Annotated in this window: 15 protein-coding genes; all 15 read left to right on the top strand. The window is 46.5% G+C overall.

Annotation, left to right across the window (positions count from 1 at the left end):
* Nucleotides 1–35: 35 nt before the first annotated feature.
* The 15 genes from AC6I5A_RS09425 to mraY all read left to right on the top strand — a co-directional run bounded on the left by AC6I5A_RS09425 (nt 36) and on the right by mraY (nt 16230).
* Entirely contained in the window at nt 36–797 is a 762-nt protein-coding gene (locus AC6I5A_RS09425; protein WP_034614877.1) for a histidinol-phosphatase HisJ family protein, read from the top strand.
* A gap of 97 nt (nt 798–894) precedes the next feature.
* Nucleotides 895–1590, top strand: a complete 696-nt coding sequence (locus AC6I5A_RS09420; protein WP_034614874.1) for a hypothetical protein — start codon at nt 895–897, stop codon at nt 1588–1590.
* A 140-nt stretch (nt 1591–1730) separates the two neighbouring features.
* A complete protein-coding gene (locus tag AC6I5A_RS09415) occupies nt 1731–2090 on the top strand; it encodes a YlbF/YmcA family competence regulator (RefSeq protein WP_034614872.1) in 360 nt (119 codons plus the stop codon).
* A gap of 560 nt (nt 2091–2650) precedes the next feature.
* Complete coding sequence (gene fdxA / locus AC6I5A_RS09410; protein WP_034614870.1) at nt 2651–2821, top strand: 4Fe-4S ferredoxin; 171 nt, start codon at nt 2651–2653, stop codon at nt 2819–2821.
* Nucleotides 2822–2958: 137 nt separating this feature from the next.
* Nucleotides 2959–3393: a Fur family transcriptional regulator gene (locus tag AC6I5A_RS09405; RefSeq protein WP_034614867.1), complete on the top strand. Its 435-nt coding sequence runs from the start codon at nt 2959–2961 to the stop codon at nt 3391–3393.
* Nucleotides 3386–5512 (top strand): glycoside hydrolase family 2 protein, encoded by a 2127-nt coding sequence (locus AC6I5A_RS09400; RefSeq protein WP_034614865.1) that lies wholly within the window; start codon nt 3386–3388, stop codon nt 5510–5512. Before AC6I5A_RS09405 ends, AC6I5A_RS09400 begins: the two co-directional genes overlap by 8 nt.
* 448 nt (nt 5513–5960) lie before the next feature.
* A complete protein-coding gene (locus AC6I5A_RS09395) occupies nt 5961–7034 on the top strand; it encodes a methionine synthase (RefSeq protein ID WP_034614861.1) in 1074 nt (357 codons plus the stop codon).
* Nucleotides 7035–7282: 248 nt separating this feature from the next.
* Nucleotides 7283–7726, top strand: a complete 444-nt coding sequence (locus AC6I5A_RS09390; protein WP_034614858.1) for a LysM peptidoglycan-binding domain-containing protein — start codon at nt 7283–7285, stop codon at nt 7724–7726.
* A gap of 375 nt (nt 7727–8101) precedes the next feature.
* Nucleotides 8102–8533: a division/cell wall cluster transcriptional repressor MraZ gene (gene mraZ / locus AC6I5A_RS09385; protein ID WP_497900631.1), complete on the top strand. Its 432-nt coding sequence runs from the start codon at nt 8102–8104 to the stop codon at nt 8531–8533.
* A gap of 16 nt (nt 8534–8549) precedes the next feature.
* On the top strand, nt 8550–9482 hold the full coding sequence (rsmH, locus tag AC6I5A_RS09380) for a 16S rRNA (cytosine(1402)-N(4))-methyltransferase RsmH (protein ID WP_034614856.1): 933 nt from the start codon (nt 8550–8552) through the stop codon (nt 9480–9482).
* A 30-nt stretch (nt 9483–9512) separates the two neighbouring features.
* Nucleotides 9513–9995 carry a hypothetical protein gene (locus AC6I5A_RS09375; protein WP_034614854.1) on the top strand — a complete coding sequence of 161 codons (483 nt, stop codon included), beginning with the start codon at nt 9513–9515 and terminating at the stop codon, nt 9993–9995.
* A gap of 72 nt (nt 9996–10067) precedes the next feature.
* On the top strand, nt 10068–12104 hold the full coding sequence (locus AC6I5A_RS09370) for a penicillin-binding transpeptidase domain-containing protein (RefSeq protein ID WP_034614852.1): 2037 nt from the start codon (nt 10068–10070) through the stop codon (nt 12102–12104).
* A gap of 216 nt (nt 12105–12320) precedes the next feature.
* On the top strand, nt 12321–13793 hold the full coding sequence (locus AC6I5A_RS09365) for a UDP-N-acetylmuramoyl-L-alanyl-D-glutamate--2,6-diaminopimelate ligase (RefSeq protein ID WP_034614851.1): 1473 nt from the start codon (nt 12321–12323) through the stop codon (nt 13791–13793).
* A complete protein-coding gene (locus AC6I5A_RS09360; protein WP_034614850.1) occupies nt 13786–15207 on the top strand; it encodes a UDP-N-acetylmuramoyl-tripeptide--D-alanyl-D-alanine ligase in 1422 nt (473 codons plus the stop codon). The genes AC6I5A_RS09365 and AC6I5A_RS09360 overlap by 8 nt, the downstream gene beginning before the upstream one ends.
* Nucleotides 15208–15222: 15 nt before the next feature.
* Nucleotides 15223–16230, top strand: a complete 1008-nt coding sequence (gene mraY / locus AC6I5A_RS09355) for a phospho-N-acetylmuramoyl-pentapeptide-transferase (protein WP_034614849.1) — start codon at nt 15223–15225, stop codon at nt 16228–16230.
* Nucleotides 16231–16268: the final 38 nt, after the last annotated feature.

Genomic DNA, 16268 nt, shown 5'->3' with positions numbered 1-16268 from the left:
AGGCATAAAGCAATTCACAAGGGGGGATAAGAGAGATGTTGGATATGCATGTTCATCTTCTTGGGCACAACGATCGGGAGGCAAACCGGGAAAACATTCGGGCATTTTTGGATAAAGCGTCCCGCTGCGGCTTAAAAGAAATTGGATTTGCCGATCATGACTATTACTGGGATCAAATGAACTTCCCTTTGATACGGGAAGTGGCGGCGGATTATCCTGGTTTAGCTGTTCGTATTGGTTTGGAGGCCGAATACCGTCCTCACGAAGAAGGAAGAATTAAACATCTGCTGGGACAGTTTCCGTTTGATTTTGTGATAGGATCAGTCCACGAGTTTGACGGATGGGCTTTTGATATGCCGGAAGAGGAACCCATTCATCATAAAAAAGATGCGGATAAGCTTTATGCCCGGTATTTTGAAGTTGTAACGCTAGCCGCTAAAAGTGGGCTATTTACAACGATCGGGCATTTTGATCTCATTAAACTATTTGGGGTCAGGCCAAGGAAGGATATTTTAACGCTGGCGGATGAAGCATTAACAAACGTTGCAGAGCGCGGCTTAGTCCTGGAAGTGAACACGAATGGCAGGTATAAGCCCGTTGCAGAATTTTACCCGGAGAGACGCCTGGTTGAGGAAATAAGGCGACGGGGGATCGAGTTCACCTTAGGGTCAGATGCTCACTGTGCACAGGTAGTCGGTCGGGACATTGAGGAAGCGAGTCGGATGCTGCATCAGATCGGGGTTCACTCGATAGTTGGGTTTGCAAGTCTGGAAAAAGTTAGTTATAAACTCCACTAAATAGGGTTCCATTATGCTTATAACCAGGGAATAGACTTTACATTTCGGTGAAACACTAAAGATGTGTGTGTAGCCGGTATGTGAAGGAGACGAACAAATGCCTTGGATTGAAATCGAACTTTCCCCCCAAGTAGAGTGGAACGAAGATGGCCTTGAGGATTGGACACTTGCCCTGGGAGCCTTTTTGACGGAAAGAGGCACTGGATCAAATCCTCTGATTAGGGTGTTACCGGGGTATAATATTGTTCAATTAGGGGAAGCGGGAATTGGAGAACTTATTTTAAGCAGCTCTGAGCGGCTGGTCATATTGGACGGATTATCGCTAAAGGGAAATTTAGAATGTGATTTTGCCCGTTTCGTGGTACGTTTTGCCCGCCAAATGGGGGCTGTAGGGGTTTGTGTTTCTAATGCAAGTTACAAGCAAAGGTGTTTCTGGCAGAAACTAGGCGGAGTTATTCAACCGGATCCAGTTCCTTTGCAGGAGTCCATTCGTCGAGGTAAAGTAGCTATAGAACATCTTACAAACTTTAGTTTACTCGTGACTTATGAGGGTAAACCAGTACTATGCCTGGAACCGATTACGTGTAATGCTCATGCGCCCAGGCTCGTCAGCCTTGCTCAACGTCGGTTGGAAAAAATGTATGGCGGAACTCCGTTGGGATTTGCAAGTCGGATGGCTGTTCATTGTCCTTGGAATATTTCTTGTGAACAATGGGATGATTTCTTGTCTTTTAGCAGACTACAGGCTTTCGACTTGTTGGAAGGCCTTGTTAATACTTGTCAGGAAGGATAGGCGCTCTAATCTCAAACGTCCTGGTCGAGACATAGCTTGCGTATGATAGGGAAGAGAAGAGATTATTTGTTTCATATTCTAAAGTTATATATAATAAGACAATAATTTAGATAGATGGGGGACTGGGAGGGGTGGACAATATGGCTGCAAATGAATTGGCTCATGAATTAGCGCGCACACTGAAAGAGTCGGATGAATTCAAGCATTTTCTTAAATCTAAAGCAAAGGTTATGAGTGATGCTAATAATCATAAGATGATTCAGGAGTTCCAACTTAAGCAATGGGAGATTCGCGAGGCTCAGATGTTGGAGACTGAGATTAGTGAGGAGAGGCAACAAGAGTTAGAACGATTATATAGTTTGGTGAGTTTAAACCCTGCGGCAAGAGAGTATTTGGAAGCAGAGTTTGAAGTATCACGCATGGTCAATGATATTCAGAAAATAATAGGAGAGGCGATTCAAGACGCTATGCCGATAGGTTTTGAGGAGCTTGCTCTCTGAACGAGTGGGCCCTTGGCCGGTACACTTAAGGGAAATGTAAAGTAGTGCGTTTTTGGCCAAACAAATGACGACAGGGCCGTTACCGCTAGTGACCACGCTGCATGGTACAGATATCACGTTGGTGGGTGCTTCCGAAGAGTTTAATCTGTTAACACGGTTGGCACTGTGGGCTAGTAACCAAGTGACGGTAGTTTCTGCTGTGCTGGCAAGGGAAAATGTGTATTTTCCAGGAAATGAGAGCATACTAGAATTATGCAAATTATTTGTACGGAAATACACAAATAGGGGGTTAGAGTAATGTTGGAAAAATGTCGTGCCTGCGGTTTTGAACATGAGGATTTAGGCCATATTCTTTTTCGACGGAATCATGTGAGTAATCGAGTTTTACCTTATTGTTCACATTGTCTGCGTCGACTTTATCAAGTGCCGTATAGGCCTGAGCGTATTCTCTAATTTATTGCCCAGCGTCTTAGGTAATGATAATAATAACGTTTTGCTTGCCCTTTTTCCGTTGCTTTGATATATTATTTTTGAAGTTAAGAATAAGGGGGATTTTGTACATGGCATACGTTATTAATTCTGAATGCATTAGCTGTGGAGCTTGCGAAGGGGAATGCACAGTTGCTGCAATCAGTGAGGGCGATGATATATTTGTCATTGATCCGGAACTCTGCATTGACTGTGGGGCTTGCGCCACTGTTTGCCCTGTTGAGGCGCCAAATCCAGCTTAATCATCAAAATATCGGTATGTGAATTTTATAAAAAGGAGAGTATGAACACTCTCCTTTTTATTGACAAATATTTTATATTAATCTAAAAACAAAATTAAAATCATTTTAAAGTAAAAATAATGAAAGAAGATGCTAACATGGATGCGATCGAGATTCTTAAACAATTGAAGGATAAAGGCGTCCGTTTTACACCGCAGAGACAGGCAATCTTAGAGTACCTGCTGGAAACGGAGTCCCATCCCACTGCAGATGAAATATATCATCATGTTAAGGCAAAATTTCCAGGGGTCAGTCTGGGAACGATTTATAATACACTGAACATGCTTAAAGAGCATGGGCATCTCTTGGAGTTGTCTTATGGTGATATGTCTAGTCGTTTTGATGGCAATCCAAAGAACCATTATCATATCGTTTGTTTGAAGTGTGGACTGGTGACCGATTACCATTGTCCTTTAATTGATATGGATCAAGAAGTTATGGCGGAATCCGGTTTCCTGATTAGAGGGCACCGCATGGAGTTTTACGGAATCTGCGCAGAGTGTTGCAATGATGAGAAACTTAAATATGTTTAATCGTCGATTAATAATCTTTATTGCTTTACTGGCGTTGACATTTGGAACACTTTGGTGGAACTGGCGGAGTCCTATAGGAGAATCCCTTCAAACGGAGCAAAGTATTTTGAGCGCCGCAAGGTATTCACAGAATTTAAACGGGAGTTGGGATCAGTTTTCTTCGCTGCGTCAGGCTTGGACGACGGAATACGAACCCCAGTTGGGAAAGCTTGATAAGTTATTATTGACTGATGGATCGCCGATAACGTTACCTTCAAGTGAGAGAATTTCAGTAGTTGCTAAACGTTTTCAAATCCCGGGAGAATGGAGCTCCCGGACCATGCTGCTTACCTTTAATGGGGTACAGGGACATGCAACCGTCTACTTAAATGGGATCGCCAGCAGCCAGAAAGTCGGGGAATTTGAAGGCAGCGGCGGTGCGGACGGATTCGAAATTCCGGCGAAGGCGTTTCGCTACGGAGAGGATAACATTCTGATAGTCGAACTTGCCGGAAGCACAGGGCAACGCACTATGTTGTTAGGTTTCGATTGGCCGAAATCAGGGAAGATCACCGGTAACATTCGTTTAGACGCAGTGGTGGAAACGACCCTAATGACGCCACAGGTAGATGTCTCCTGGCAAGAAACTACCGCGCAAATAATAGTAAAGACGTATTTACAGCATCATGGCTTTGCGCAGGTTGGACCTTGGACGATCTACGGTGTGCTTTCGGATGGGTCAGCCGGCATAGCGGAACAGACACTTACGGTGAACGCTCAGGAAGGTACAGATAATCAACCGGTGATTTTGACCTTTTCTGTACCGAATGCAAGGCGTTGGACAATGCAAACGCCATTTCTCTATCAGTTGTATATAACGGTCACTAACAGCAAAGGAGACCTTGATGATTTGGCATTGCCTTTGGGTCTCCGTTCCATCGCACTTACTTCAGGGGAGTGGGTATTAAATGACCAAGTGATCCCAATTAAAGGAGAGGCTTTGACCGTTCGGGAGGAGTCTTGTCTAAGACATACCGGGCAGTTGGAGTCCTGGTTAAAATCCGAACAACAAAAAGGGATAAACCTCGTCTATTTTATCGGCCAGATTCCAGATGAACTCTGGCTGCAAGCGGCTGATCGAGTGGGTATGGGGGTGTGGGCTGAATTACCCGTAGAGTTGATCCCATCTAATCGACTGCCCCAACCAAATGTTTTTCAAAAAGTTGTTGCCGAGAAAATGCTTCATCCATCCCTTTGGGCTTGGACGGTCGGGAAAGGTTTAGACACCGACGACCTGGCTCAAACGTATTTCCGTCAGGCAGTAAAAGAGGTTCAACCCAATTTGGCTTTTGTCATTAAAACAACCTCTGCAGTTCTCCCGGGGCTTTCTGCGGAGCAGGCAATCAATATTCAGGGAAATAAGCTTCAAGGAGTATGGGGGGAAGTGACGACAGAAAACCCTACGACCTTAAGTGCGGGGTGGGTTCAGGAACCTTTTGTTGCTGGAATATGGTCGTTGTTAATGATTTTTCTGGTTTGGATGAACATCCGGTCGGTAACCTGGCGCTATAAAGAGATCTCCGAACGAAAACCCAGACGACGTTTGCGCAATGCCTGGTTCTGGAATGGGTTGTTCGTTTTTGCCCGTCAAGGGATGTTAGCTGGGTTGGTTACTTCTGGAATATTTCGTATCCCGATCGATGTGAATCCGTGGTTAGCGCATTTATGGCCGGGAATTGATTTGCTGCAGGCTCAGTCCCCCTGGCTGATCTGGGCGATGTTAAGTGTGTTATTCATGCTTATTCGGATGCTTCAGGTTGGTGTGGCGGCTCCACATATGCCTGATGTTCCACACTCGGTGGCTCTTGTTTATTGGTTGGAACGACGCTACTACTTTGCCGTATTTATCTCAATCGGGTGGGCTTTGCTGCCCTGGGGGGTCCCGTTCTATACACTAATTCCCGGGTATTTTTTTCTTGTGTTCCTGTTTCTGCCCATTCGTATCCGTGATATCCGCCGGATCGGTGGGCATTATCGAGTATTTTTATGGGTACCCGGAATCATTGCTTGTGTCTTGTTTTTTTGGGCCTCATTTCATTACGCAGATTGGATTTATTTGTGGCACACGCTGAGGCCGTAGGGAGGAAGTTTCTTAGCCCGTTGGCACACGTTCTGAGAAAGTGTATTAGCCCAGTCGCACACGTTCCATCGCTATTCGCTTGACGCTAAGGCTAAAACGCAAACCTCTGGGCTTTCTGCATGTAAACCAATGCGTTTCTTGTCGCCTTATCGTCTGCGCTCATTGACGCGATTCCTCTCTCCGTGCTCCCTAAGCTGGGGTACGCATGTAACCCAACGCGGTTCTTAACGCCTTATTGGTCGAATGCTATTCCATCCTTGGCACCGCGGCATCAGTCTATCCTTAGACAAGTCTCCGGAGCTTTAGCGAGCGGGCAATTAATTCCATTCATCCCATCCCAACTTATTACTTTGAATTATGATCACGAGAATAGACAACATAAAGATGGACTAGGCTTATGATTTAACATAGAATGTAATGAACTAATGAAATAGGAAGTGGTTTTGATATGCAAAAAGAAAGCTTTAAACCTCAGTTCCTGGCAACGGGGGTTGGAAGTTTGCCCCTAACCAATGGCGAAGATGCTTTAGATTTGATTTGGAAAAGTGTTCCACTCGCGCCACATTGGCCTCAACTTCCGCGACTTGGAGCAGAAAGTTCTTTTGTTGGGCAATATCTCAACGCTCTGATTGAAACTGGAGTCATAGCGGATGTAAAAGATCCGAAATTTCAAGTCGAGGCGACGGATTGGGTAGAGCGGATGACAGACTTCTATACGCTGTATTTAGAGGCGATTGAAGGTGATCAACATGCCCTGGAACGCTTTGGATTCAGCTCACGGGGTGGTGAAGGGTTTGAAGTTTTTTGCCGTAATCTCGAACATTACGGAACAAGGGATGCAGTAATTTTAAAGGGGCAGCTCATTGGTCCGTTGACCTTGGGAATGCAGATCACGGATAAAAGCAGACGGTCAAGTTATTATGATGATACTCTCCGGGATATGCTGGTTAAGACTCTTGCCTTGCATGCTGAGTGGCAGACTAAACGGCTCAGCCGGTTTGGCTTACCTGTGCTAATGACGATTGACGACCCGGAGCTTTATGGTTTTGGAGCTTCAACCCATATTACGTTGAAAAGCGGGCAATTAATTGAAGAGCTGAATGCGATTGTTGAGGGGATCTTGCGGCAAGGCGGAATTGCCGGTGTGCATGTCTGCGCAGGGATGGATTGGGCCCTTCTTTTTGACTCAAAGGTTCAGGTAGTGAATTTTGATGCCTATGGTTATATGCAGAGCATGATGGCCTTAGCGGAGCCACTAAATACATTTTTAACACGTGGAGGAATCCTTTCCTGGGGAATTGTCCCCACAAATCCAATTGCCTGGGAAGAAACTGCTCAAAGCCTTAAAATTCGTTTGGAAAACAACATAGAGGAACTCGTTAGACGTGGTGTCGATGAATCCCTTCTTCGCCAACAAAGTATGTTAACACCGAGCTGTGGAACTGGAACGCTTCCCATAGAATTGGCGGAACATGTCTATAAACTTCTATCTGAACTAGGGGGACCAGGGGGATTCGTATGATATGGCGCTCGGTGCATACGACGCAAAGCAAACTTGCCGTGTAAACTCCTAAAGGTTGTAATAGTGAAATTTTATTTAATTTATGTACAAAGAGCTGCCCCTTTAGGGCAAGTTCTTTTTATTTTAAAGTAGTTAAAGGTACAAACACATTATCCAACACTTACCATATATTGTTAATAGCTAAAGAGAAGAAACAACCGCATAAATACAACATCAGAGTTTTGATGTAATTAAAGGAGGAAATTAATATGGAATTACGTTCCGTTGCTTATAATCCTACTCAAGCCCCTGGAATGCAGGGTATGCAAGGTATGCCCGAAATGATGCCTGGAATGCATGGAATGCACGGAATGCATGGAATGCAGATGGCCCCAGGGATGTATCCGCCCGCTGGTATGGTCAATCTTGACGTAGACGCGGACCCGGGTTATGCTAGTTATGATGTCGGTGGCCCTATGCCTTGCTCTCCGTGCGGTCATCATCATCATCATCCTTGCCCGATGCCGACGCCTTGCCCTGAAAATATAGTCTATGTAGTGAAAAAAGGGGATACCGTTTACAAGATTGCCAAACGCTATGGGACGACGATGGAAGCCATTATCTCAGCAAATAACTTGCGTAACCCAGATCTTATTTATCCGGGACAAATCTTATTAATACCAACGGGATCTACAGGGGAGTTTCGCGGCTAAAGCATACGCCCTGAACGCGATATAAGCATAACGATGTAATAAAGAACCTGAACCCTGAGCAAAAGCTTGGGGTTCAGGTTTGCTTGTCAGGTCAGAACCATCATTATCCCGACAATCTCTAGTAACGCATAGGGGCCCTGTTTTTTATTTATAGAATATTCGAGAATAAATATCTATAATTCTCCGTATAGAATGAAATTCGACAAAGCTTAACAATCTAATGTATACGAGGGGTAAAGGACCTTCTCTCTCATTCAAAATATTTGTTAAAAAGGATTTAGATTTAGGGTTGCAGGATAATCTTTATGAGTGTAAAATAAGTGGGGTAGAGTGGCACAAAGTGGGGCGGAAGATTACGGCAGTGGGGCAAACAATATGTTTATTGGGAAATACATACATACAATTGATGGAAAGGGCCGGTTGATTGTTCCGGCAAAATTCCGTGAGGCCTTGGGAGAACATTTTATTGTGACCAAAGGCTTAGATCACTGTTTGTTTGTTTACCCTCCTGTAGAATGGAATACCTTGGAAGAGAAGTTACGCGCTTTGCCGTTTACCCAACCTGATGTTCGTGCTTTTGTCCGTTTCTTTTTTTCAGGGGCCACGGAATGTGAACTGGATAAGCAGGGAAGAATCCTCTTGCCGGCTGATTTGCGTGACTATGCGCAGTTGGAGAAAAATCTGGTTCTGGTTGGTGTGTCGAGCCGGGTTGAGATTTGGAGCGAGACACTTTGGACAGAATACAGTCGGCAAGCTGAAAGCGCTTATGCCAGTGCTACTGAATCCCTGGTACAGCTGGGTATATAGAAAGGAACGGATTTCCTTGGATTTTCATCATGTCACTGTTTTGTTAGATGAAACGGTTAAAGCGGTAGTTACGAACCCCTCGGGTACATATGTTGATTGTACACTGGGTGGGGCCGGACATAGCAAAATGATCTTAACGAAGCTCGATACATCAGGAAAACTGATTTGTTTTGATCAAGATGCTCTGGCGATTAGGCACGCGAAAGAAATCTTTGGCAAAGATGAACGGATCACCTTAGTCAAGCGAAACTTCGAATATCTGGAAGAAACCCTAAAAGAATATGACTTACTGCCTGTGAATGGGATTTTGTTTGATTTAGGGGTCTCCTCTCCCCAACTGGATGAAGCTGAACGCGGTTTTAGTTATCTGCAGGATGCGCCCTTGGATATGCGCATGGATCCTTCGAAATCGTTAACCGCCCGGGAAATTGTGAATATGTGGCCTGAGGAGGAGCTGGCTGAGCTTATTTGGAAATTCTCTGAAGAAAGATGGTCCAAACGGATTGCTCGATTTATCGTCCAAACACGTAACGAGCGGTGTTTGGAAACATCGGGTGATCTGGTTCGGGTGATTAAAGCGGCGGTGCCTGCAGCGGTTCGAAGAAGTGGGCCTCATCCAGCCAAACGTACTTTTCAGGCAATCCGAATCGCTGTGAACGATGAACTGGGGGTTTTGGATCGAGTGTTGGATCAAGCACTGCGTTGTCTGGATCATGGAGGCCGAATCGCCGTGATAACCTTTCATTCACTCGAGGATCGTATTGTTAAAGATAGAATGAAATCCTGGCTTGGGCGTTGCACGTGCCCGCCGGAATTACCGGTTTGCCGGTGTAAGGCTGTTGCCTTGGCTAAGGTATTAACCCGAAAACCCGTTCTTCCCTCTGAAGAGGAAGTAGAGCAAAATCCACGTTCCAGAAGTGCTAAATTACGGGTCGCCGAAAAGATATAACGGTCTAAAGTAAAAGGAGGAGGAATACCATTGGTAGTAGCCCAGGAAAAGATTGAGTGGCAGGAGCCATTGAAGCGAAAATCCCGTGAGAGAAACCCTCGGCCCGCCAAGAAAAGTAGTCGGTTCTCCAAAGGAAAAAGCATTTTAGGATTGGCTTTAATTGTTGGGCTGACTGCTTCCATCGGGGCGGCAACGATCCAACTAACAGTTGTTCAGGGGGCAGAAGTACGGAACTTGGAAAAGGAGATTTCCACGATCAAAGTTCGGAAAAATCTTCTCCAGATGGAGGCTGATAAACTTCGTGCGGTAGGTCGGATTGAAAGTGAAGCACTGGCTATGGGCATGGAAAAACCTGCTGGGACAGTCTATGTGGCAGGTTCACTGCCTTCGCCCAGTAATCAAAAGGTGGCTCCGTCGACTCAAGCAGCAACACAACCTACTGAGGGTAAACCCACGGCATTAAAGCAATTGTCACAGCTATTTACGAGCTTCTTTGCTTCAACACAGCGTTAAGATAAAAGTGCTTTGGGTACGCGGAGCCTCCGAGGAATCGGGGGGTGAGGACAGACGGGTCCTTTTGTTGTCATGCGTAAACGGATCGCTTTTCTTTTTTTGTGTGTAAGTATTTTCTTTATTATCTTAGTAATTCGACTTGGATATGTGCAACTTAGTCAGGGAGCTGATTTACGAAAAAAAGCGGACGATTCTCATTTCCGTGGTGTACCAGTGGCGCCTAAACGCGGAAATATTGAGGATCGGCAAGGAAATGTCTTAGCTATGAGTATCAGTAGTGAAACGGTCTATGCCATACCGGCAGAGGTTAGGCAATCCGGCAGAGCCCAGGAAATGGCCCAGACCTTGTCTCCGCTATTAGGAAAATCCGCCTCGGAAATTGAACAGCATATAACGAAACGTACAGCGTTAGAATACATCCAAAAGCGGGTTAAACCGGAAGTGGCGGCTCAAATACGAGCTTTGGCGTTCCCGGGAATTGGAACCACCGAGGATAGCCAGCGGTATTATCCGTTTGCAACACTGGCGTCTCATATTATTGGATTTGCCGGGATTGACAATCAAGGTCTTGAAGGAATCGAGTTGACCAGAGAATCTGAGCTAAAGGGGATTGCCGGCAGTGTTCTCCAGGAATTTGGGGCCAATGGGATTCCTTTGCCCCAGGCGGAGCATCAGTATTTAGTGCCCAAACAAGGAAATACAGTGCGTTTAACCATTGATAAAAACATTCAGTTATTTGCGGAACGAGAGTTGCAGAAGTTGATGTCTGGCCAGGGTGCCAACATGAACGGAAAAGTACCAAAGAGTGCTTCTATTTTGGTCATGGATCCGGGTACGGGAGAAATGTTGGCTTTGGCTTCAGCACCGACCTTTGATCCCAATAATTATCAGGAAGCAGATCCCAGCGCCAGGCGAAATATCGCGATTCAGAACGGATATGAACCGGGGTCGACTTTTAAGGTTATTACTTTAGCGGCCGCCCTTGAGGAAAAGAAGATTAAGCTGCAAGAGGGCTTTTTCGATAAAGGGTCTTATACGGTTCTGGGTAAAAATGTGCGTTGTTGGAAGGCCGGAGGACATGGCAGCCAAACGTTTATTCAAGTAGCCGAGAATTCTTGCAACCCGGGTTTTATCGAGATGGGTCAACGCCTTGGAATGGATAATTTTTATAAATATCTGCGAAATTTTGGCTTTGGTCAGAAAACAGGGATAGAAATGTCTGGCGAAGCCCGGGGCATTCTTGCCAATAAGAAAAAAGCGACCGCGCTGGATTTAGCAACCATGTCCATCGGACAAACGAATAACGTCACGCCTATTCAACTATTGACGGCTGTGTCAGCAGTGGCGAACGGCGGAACCTTAATGAAACCACAACTGGTAAAAGAAATTGTCGGCCCCAGTGGAAAGGTGATCACTCCTTTTAAAAAAGAGGAAGTCAGACGCGTTATCAGTGAGGATACTTCAAAACTGGAACGTGAAGTCTTGGAATCCGTCGTGACCAATGGAACCGGGCGGCGTGCTTTTCTGCCGGGTTATCGTGTGGCGGGGAAAACAGGAACAGCTCAAAAAGTGGTCAACGGAGGATATATTCAAGGGGAGTATATCGCTTCGTTTGTGGCCTTTGCTCCGGCTGACAACCCTCGGTTGGCGATGTTGGCGGTAATTGACGGTATTCCATTCTATGGAGGAGTTGTCGCAGGCCCTGTGATCCAGAGCGTCATGCTTGATTCTTTGAGGTACCTCGGTATTAAACCAGATGCAGAGGCTCCTCTGACGCCCGGCAAACCCATGCCCGGACTTGAATTTCCACCGCTTAAGAAGGCGGCTGCCGTTCCTTCAGTCTTAGGCCTGCCAATAGCCGAAGCGCAAAAGATTTTGAATCAAGCAGGTTTTAAGGGGATGACGGAAGGTCAGGGTGAAATGGTACTTGATCAAATTCCCCATGGGGATACACAAGTTGAAGAGGGATCCAATGTACTCCTTTATCTGGGTGAGGATGCATCTACTCCTACGCTTGCCAATTGGTGGGAAGACGAGGATGAGGATATTGAAGCAATCCGTGGTCTGACGGGGCGTGTTCCTATTTCGGTCAGTCCCCTGGGACGTTAAGACAGAGGTTAGATGCCGGATGCCAGAAGTCAGATGCCGGAAGTCAGATCTATGGTATAGGCTTTTATGCGGACTCTGAGAAAGAAATAGAAGCAATGGAAAGTGGATGATCGGTTGGTTGGGTCTGCCGGAGGGGTAAATTGTCAATAATATAGAAAGCAATCAAGAGGATCCAGTGTACGGTCGACTTAAGAGCTTGGAGAGGAATGGTAATGAATGACCACAGGAAAAGCACTGGCGGAGATAATTAAAGGCATTGAGGTTCAGGCCTCATCTGGAAATAGTCAAGTCACCGTTCGTGGCATGTCAATGGATTCGCGGCGGGTCCAATCGGGTGATCTTTATGCCTGCGTGCCCGGATTTCAGGTTGACGGCCATAACTTCGCGGCTGAGGCTGTCGCTTCAGGCGCTGTGGCGCTAGTTGTGGAGCATTTTTTGCCACATAATGTTCCTCAAGTAAAGGTTTCTAATGTGCGCCAAGTTCTTGGGCTATTAGCGGCCAATGTGTATGACCATCCCAGTGAAAAGTTGGAGTTAGTCGGGGTAACGGGGACGAATGGGAAAACAACGATTACCTATCTTATTGAAAAAATCGGAATAAAGCACGGCAAGAAAGTTGGCTTAATCGGTACACTTGGTTCTCGAATTGATGGACGGAAAATTCCGGGGGAAAGGACAACACCGGAAGCCATAGAAGTTCAAAAGCTCTTGGGGGACATGGTTGCGGAAGGGGTAAACCTGGCTGTAATGGAAGTTTCCTCTCATGCCATGGATCTGGGACGCGTGTTAGGCTGCGAGTTTGACGCTGCAATTTTTACCAACTTAACACAGGATCATTTGGATTATCATAAGACAATGGCGGATTATCTTGACGCTAAAAGCAGATTATTTTCCAGTCTTGTCGGGAAGAAACAGCCCAAGCTCAGCATCTTAAATGGGGATGATTCCTCATTTAAGATGCTGAGTCAAGCTTCGGTTGCTCCGGTTGTTAGTTATGGGATGGATAATGAAGTAGATTACCGGGCAGAGAACGTGCAAGTCACCTCGGAGGGGGTAAGCTTTGCGGTAAGATCCCGTGCGGGCAGACAGGATATACAGTATTCCACGCCAGGGGTATTTAGCGTCTATAACGCCTTGGCTGCTTTTGTTTGGGGCGTTGAACGGGGTTATAGCCCAGGATCTGTTGCTGAAGCCCTGACGGAAATTCCGGGAGTACCGGGGCGTTTTGAAAGTATCCGTCTTGGACAGCCATTTCAGGTCATTGTCGACTACGCTCATACTCCCGACGGTTTAGAAAACGTTGTGCGCACAGCACGGGGGTTTACTAAAGGAAGACTCATTACAGTTTTTGGCTGTGGAGGAGACAGGGATCGAGGAAAACGTCCGCTCATGGGAGAGGCTGCCTCACTGTTGAGTGATTTTGTCATAGTGACTTCGGATAATCCACGTACGGAAGAGCCTGATCAAATTATCAAAGAGGTGCTTGTTGGAATTTCCGGAGTAGATCATCTTGCCTTGCGGGATCGGCGTGAAGCTATAGGGAGTGCTTGTCGCATGGCTAAGCCGGGAGATACTATTTTGATCGCCGGCAAAGGACATGAAACCTATCAAATCTTAGGGACAGAAGCCCATCCGTTTGATGACCGGGAAGTAGCGCGTGAAGAATTGAGGGGGCTGGGATATGGGTAAGTGGACAGTTGAGGCAGTTGCCAAAATCGCGAACGGTGCTTTGCTCGGAAACCCTGATTTAGAGGTTGCAGGGTGCGTTATCGATAGTCGTCAAGCTCAAGGCGGGGAAATGTTTTTTGCCCTGCCGGGGGAACGCGTAGACGGGCATGACTTTATAGAAGCTGCCTGGAAAAAAGGGGCATTCCTGGTGATTGCGGAGGAAACCCGTTTTCTGGGGTCTGCTCAGAGACCGTCTGTTCCTGAAGGCAAGGCCCTGCTTCTTGTAAAGTCGGTACTCACGACCCTTCACGAATTGGCCAAGGCTTGGCGTTTAGATCTCGGGGCCAAGGTGGTCGGAGTCACTGGGAGTAATGGAAAAACTACCACGAAGGATATGATTGGGGCAGTCCTATCTCAGCGTTTTCGAGTTTATCAAAATAAGGAAAATCATAATAATGAATTGGGGCTCCCTTTAACCGTTCTCAATGCACCGCTCGGTACGGAGATCTTGGTTCTCGAGATGGGAATGCGAGGTTTGGGTGAGATCAAGGCCTTATGTGATATCGCGAAACCGGATGTCGGAGTGATCACAAATATTGGGACAACGCATTTAGAACTATTACTGACGCAGGAGAGAATTGCCCGGGCGAAGTGGGAGCTAATTGAAGCTTTGCCGGCAGACGGCATTGGGATCATTAACGCCGACGATTTGTTCTCTGTCCAAAAGGCGAAGAAGGATCTCCATTCATTTCGATTCTATGGTCTGGAAGGTACTTTTGAAGAACCACACATAAAAGGGGCTCAGCTGCAACCTTGGGGGGCCTTGGGGACGACGTTCGACGTAACTTATCCGGGTGAAAAAACTACGGTCAATCTTCCGCTGCCTGGTAAACACACTGTCTTGGATGCCCTGGCAGCACTCGCTGTAGGAACAGTTTTTGGTGTTTCGTTGGCTGAAGGGTGTGTGGGACTGGGTAAGTTGGAATTGTCTAAAATGCGCTTGGAAGTACGGTTTGGGATCCTTGGAACCACTCTCCTTAACGATGTCTATAATGCGAATCCTACTTCGATGCAGGCTTCATTACAGGTTCTCAAGGAACGAGCGGGTGGAAATAAGACTCTCGCCATATTGGGTGAAATGTATGAACTGGGAAGCGCAGCGGAATCAGGTCATCGTGAAGTCGGAGAAACTCTTGCCAAGTTAGGAGTCAGTAAGTTAATTACCGTGGGCAAATTGGCGGAAGGGATTGCGCAGGGAGCACGAAGAGCCGGCTACGGCGAGGAACACATTATAGTGACATCTACACGCGAGGAAGCGGTCATAAAAGCAAAGGATCTCCTCCGGCGATTTGGGCCGGGGGTTTGGGTCCTGATCAAAGGGTCACGAGGAATGAAAATGGAAGAGATCACTGCTCAACTTGAAGAATCAGAGTAAAGGATTGAAACACACATGTCTGAGCGATTGGTCGTGGCGGCAGGATTAGCCCTTATCATTACGTTAGTTCTAGGACCTTTTTTTATACCGGTCTTAAGGACCCTTAAGTTTGGTCAAAATGTACGCGATGATGGCCCCCAAAGACACTTTAAAAAGGCCGGAACCCCAACGATTGGCGGTATAATTTTCCTCGTCGGTATTATTACCAGTGCGATGGTTACCGCTGAACAACCCACCTCCCTGGAAATGGTGACAATGGTGGGAATCACCTTGGGATATGGCCTAATCGGATTTATTGATGATTTTATCAAAGTAGTCATGCATCGTTCGTTGGGGCTTCGAGCATACCAAAAACTGATTGGGCAGTTTGGCTTGGCTTTTATTCTAATGTGGGTTTCAGTCCATTGGCTGGGCAGGGGGACGGATGTTGCTATCCCGTTCACGTCAATACACTTGGAACTGGGCTTATTCTACTATATTTTAATTGCTTTGGTGATCGTAGTTTTGACAAATGCAGTTAATCTTACCGATGGGTTGGATGGCTTAGCCGCGGGAAGTACCATGTTTGCAGGTATCGGCTATCTGGTAATTGCTTTTCTGGCAGCCAGCCAAGGAGGCGGGGTAGCGGTGTTGGCGCACGAGTCGGACATGGCAGTATTTGCAGCGGCCTTGGTCGGCGGAACTCTTGGATTTTTATGTTTTAATACGTATCCTGCCCGTGTATTCATGGGGGATACGGGGTCTTTGGCTTTAGGTGGGGCCTTAGTTAGTTTAGCAGTTCTTACGAAGAGCGAATTGGTGCTAGTTGTTATCGGAGGGTTATTCGCTCTGGAGGCCCTCTCGGTGATTATTCAGGTTATTTCGTTTCAAACTACGGGGAAGCGGGTCTTTCGGATGAGTCCGCTTCATCATCACTTTGAACTCGGGGGTTGGAGCGAATGGAAAGTGGTTATTGTTTTTTGGTCTGCCTCGTTGGTTTGTGCAATCCTTGGGATTATTGCGTATTTGCCTACGCTGGGGTAGGGAGGAAGTCTCTTAGCCCAGTCGCACACGTTCGGAGG

The sequence above is a fragment of the Desulfosporosinus sp. Tol-M2 genome, assembly GCF_059735615.1.
This window is presented reverse-complemented; position numbering and strand designations above follow the sequence as displayed.

Bases quoted from the DNA above. Each gene is read 5' to 3' on its own strand.
- AC6I5A_RS09425 (WP_034614877.1), top strand. From the start codon at position 36: ATGTTGGATATGCATGTTCATCTTCTTGGGCACAACGATCGGGAGGCA.
- AC6I5A_RS09420 (WP_034614874.1), top strand. From the start codon at position 895: ATGCCTTGGATTGAAATCGAACTTTCCCCCCAAGTAGAGTGGAACGAA.
- AC6I5A_RS09415 (WP_034614872.1), top strand. From the start codon at position 1,731: ATGGCTGCAAATGAATTGGCTCATGAATTAGCGCGCACACTGAAAGAG.
- fdxA (WP_034614870.1), top strand. From the start codon at position 2,651: ATGGCATACGTTATTAATTCTGAATGCATTAGCTGTGGAGCTTGCGAA.
- AC6I5A_RS09405 (WP_034614867.1), top strand. From the start codon at position 2,959: ATGGATGCGATCGAGATTCTTAAACAATTGAAGGATAAAGGCGTCCGT.
- AC6I5A_RS09400 (WP_034614865.1), top strand. From the start codon at position 3,386: ATGTTTAATCGTCGATTAATAATCTTTATTGCTTTACTGGCGTTGACA.
- AC6I5A_RS09395 (WP_034614861.1), top strand. From the start codon at position 5,961: ATGCAAAAAGAAAGCTTTAAACCTCAGTTCCTGGCAACGGGGGTTGGA.
- AC6I5A_RS09390 (WP_034614858.1), top strand. From the start codon at position 7,283: ATGGAATTACGTTCCGTTGCTTATAATCCTACTCAAGCCCCTGGAATG.
- mraZ (WP_497900631.1), top strand. From the start codon at position 8,102: ATGTTTATTGGGAAATACATACATACAATTGATGGAAAGGGCCGGTTG.
- AC6I5A_RS09370 (WP_034614852.1), top strand. From the start codon at position 10,068: ATGCGTAAACGGATCGCTTTTCTTTTTTTGTGTGTAAGTATTTTCTTT.
- AC6I5A_RS09365 (WP_034614851.1), top strand. From the start codon at position 12,321: ATGACCACAGGAAAAGCACTGGCGGAGATAATTAAAGGCATTGAGGTT.
- AC6I5A_RS09360 (WP_034614850.1), top strand. From the start codon at position 13,786: ATGGGTAAGTGGACAGTTGAGGCAGTTGCCAAAATCGCGAACGGTGCT.
- mraY (WP_034614849.1), top strand. From the start codon at position 15,223: ATGTCTGAGCGATTGGTCGTGGCGGCAGGATTAGCCCTTATCATTACG.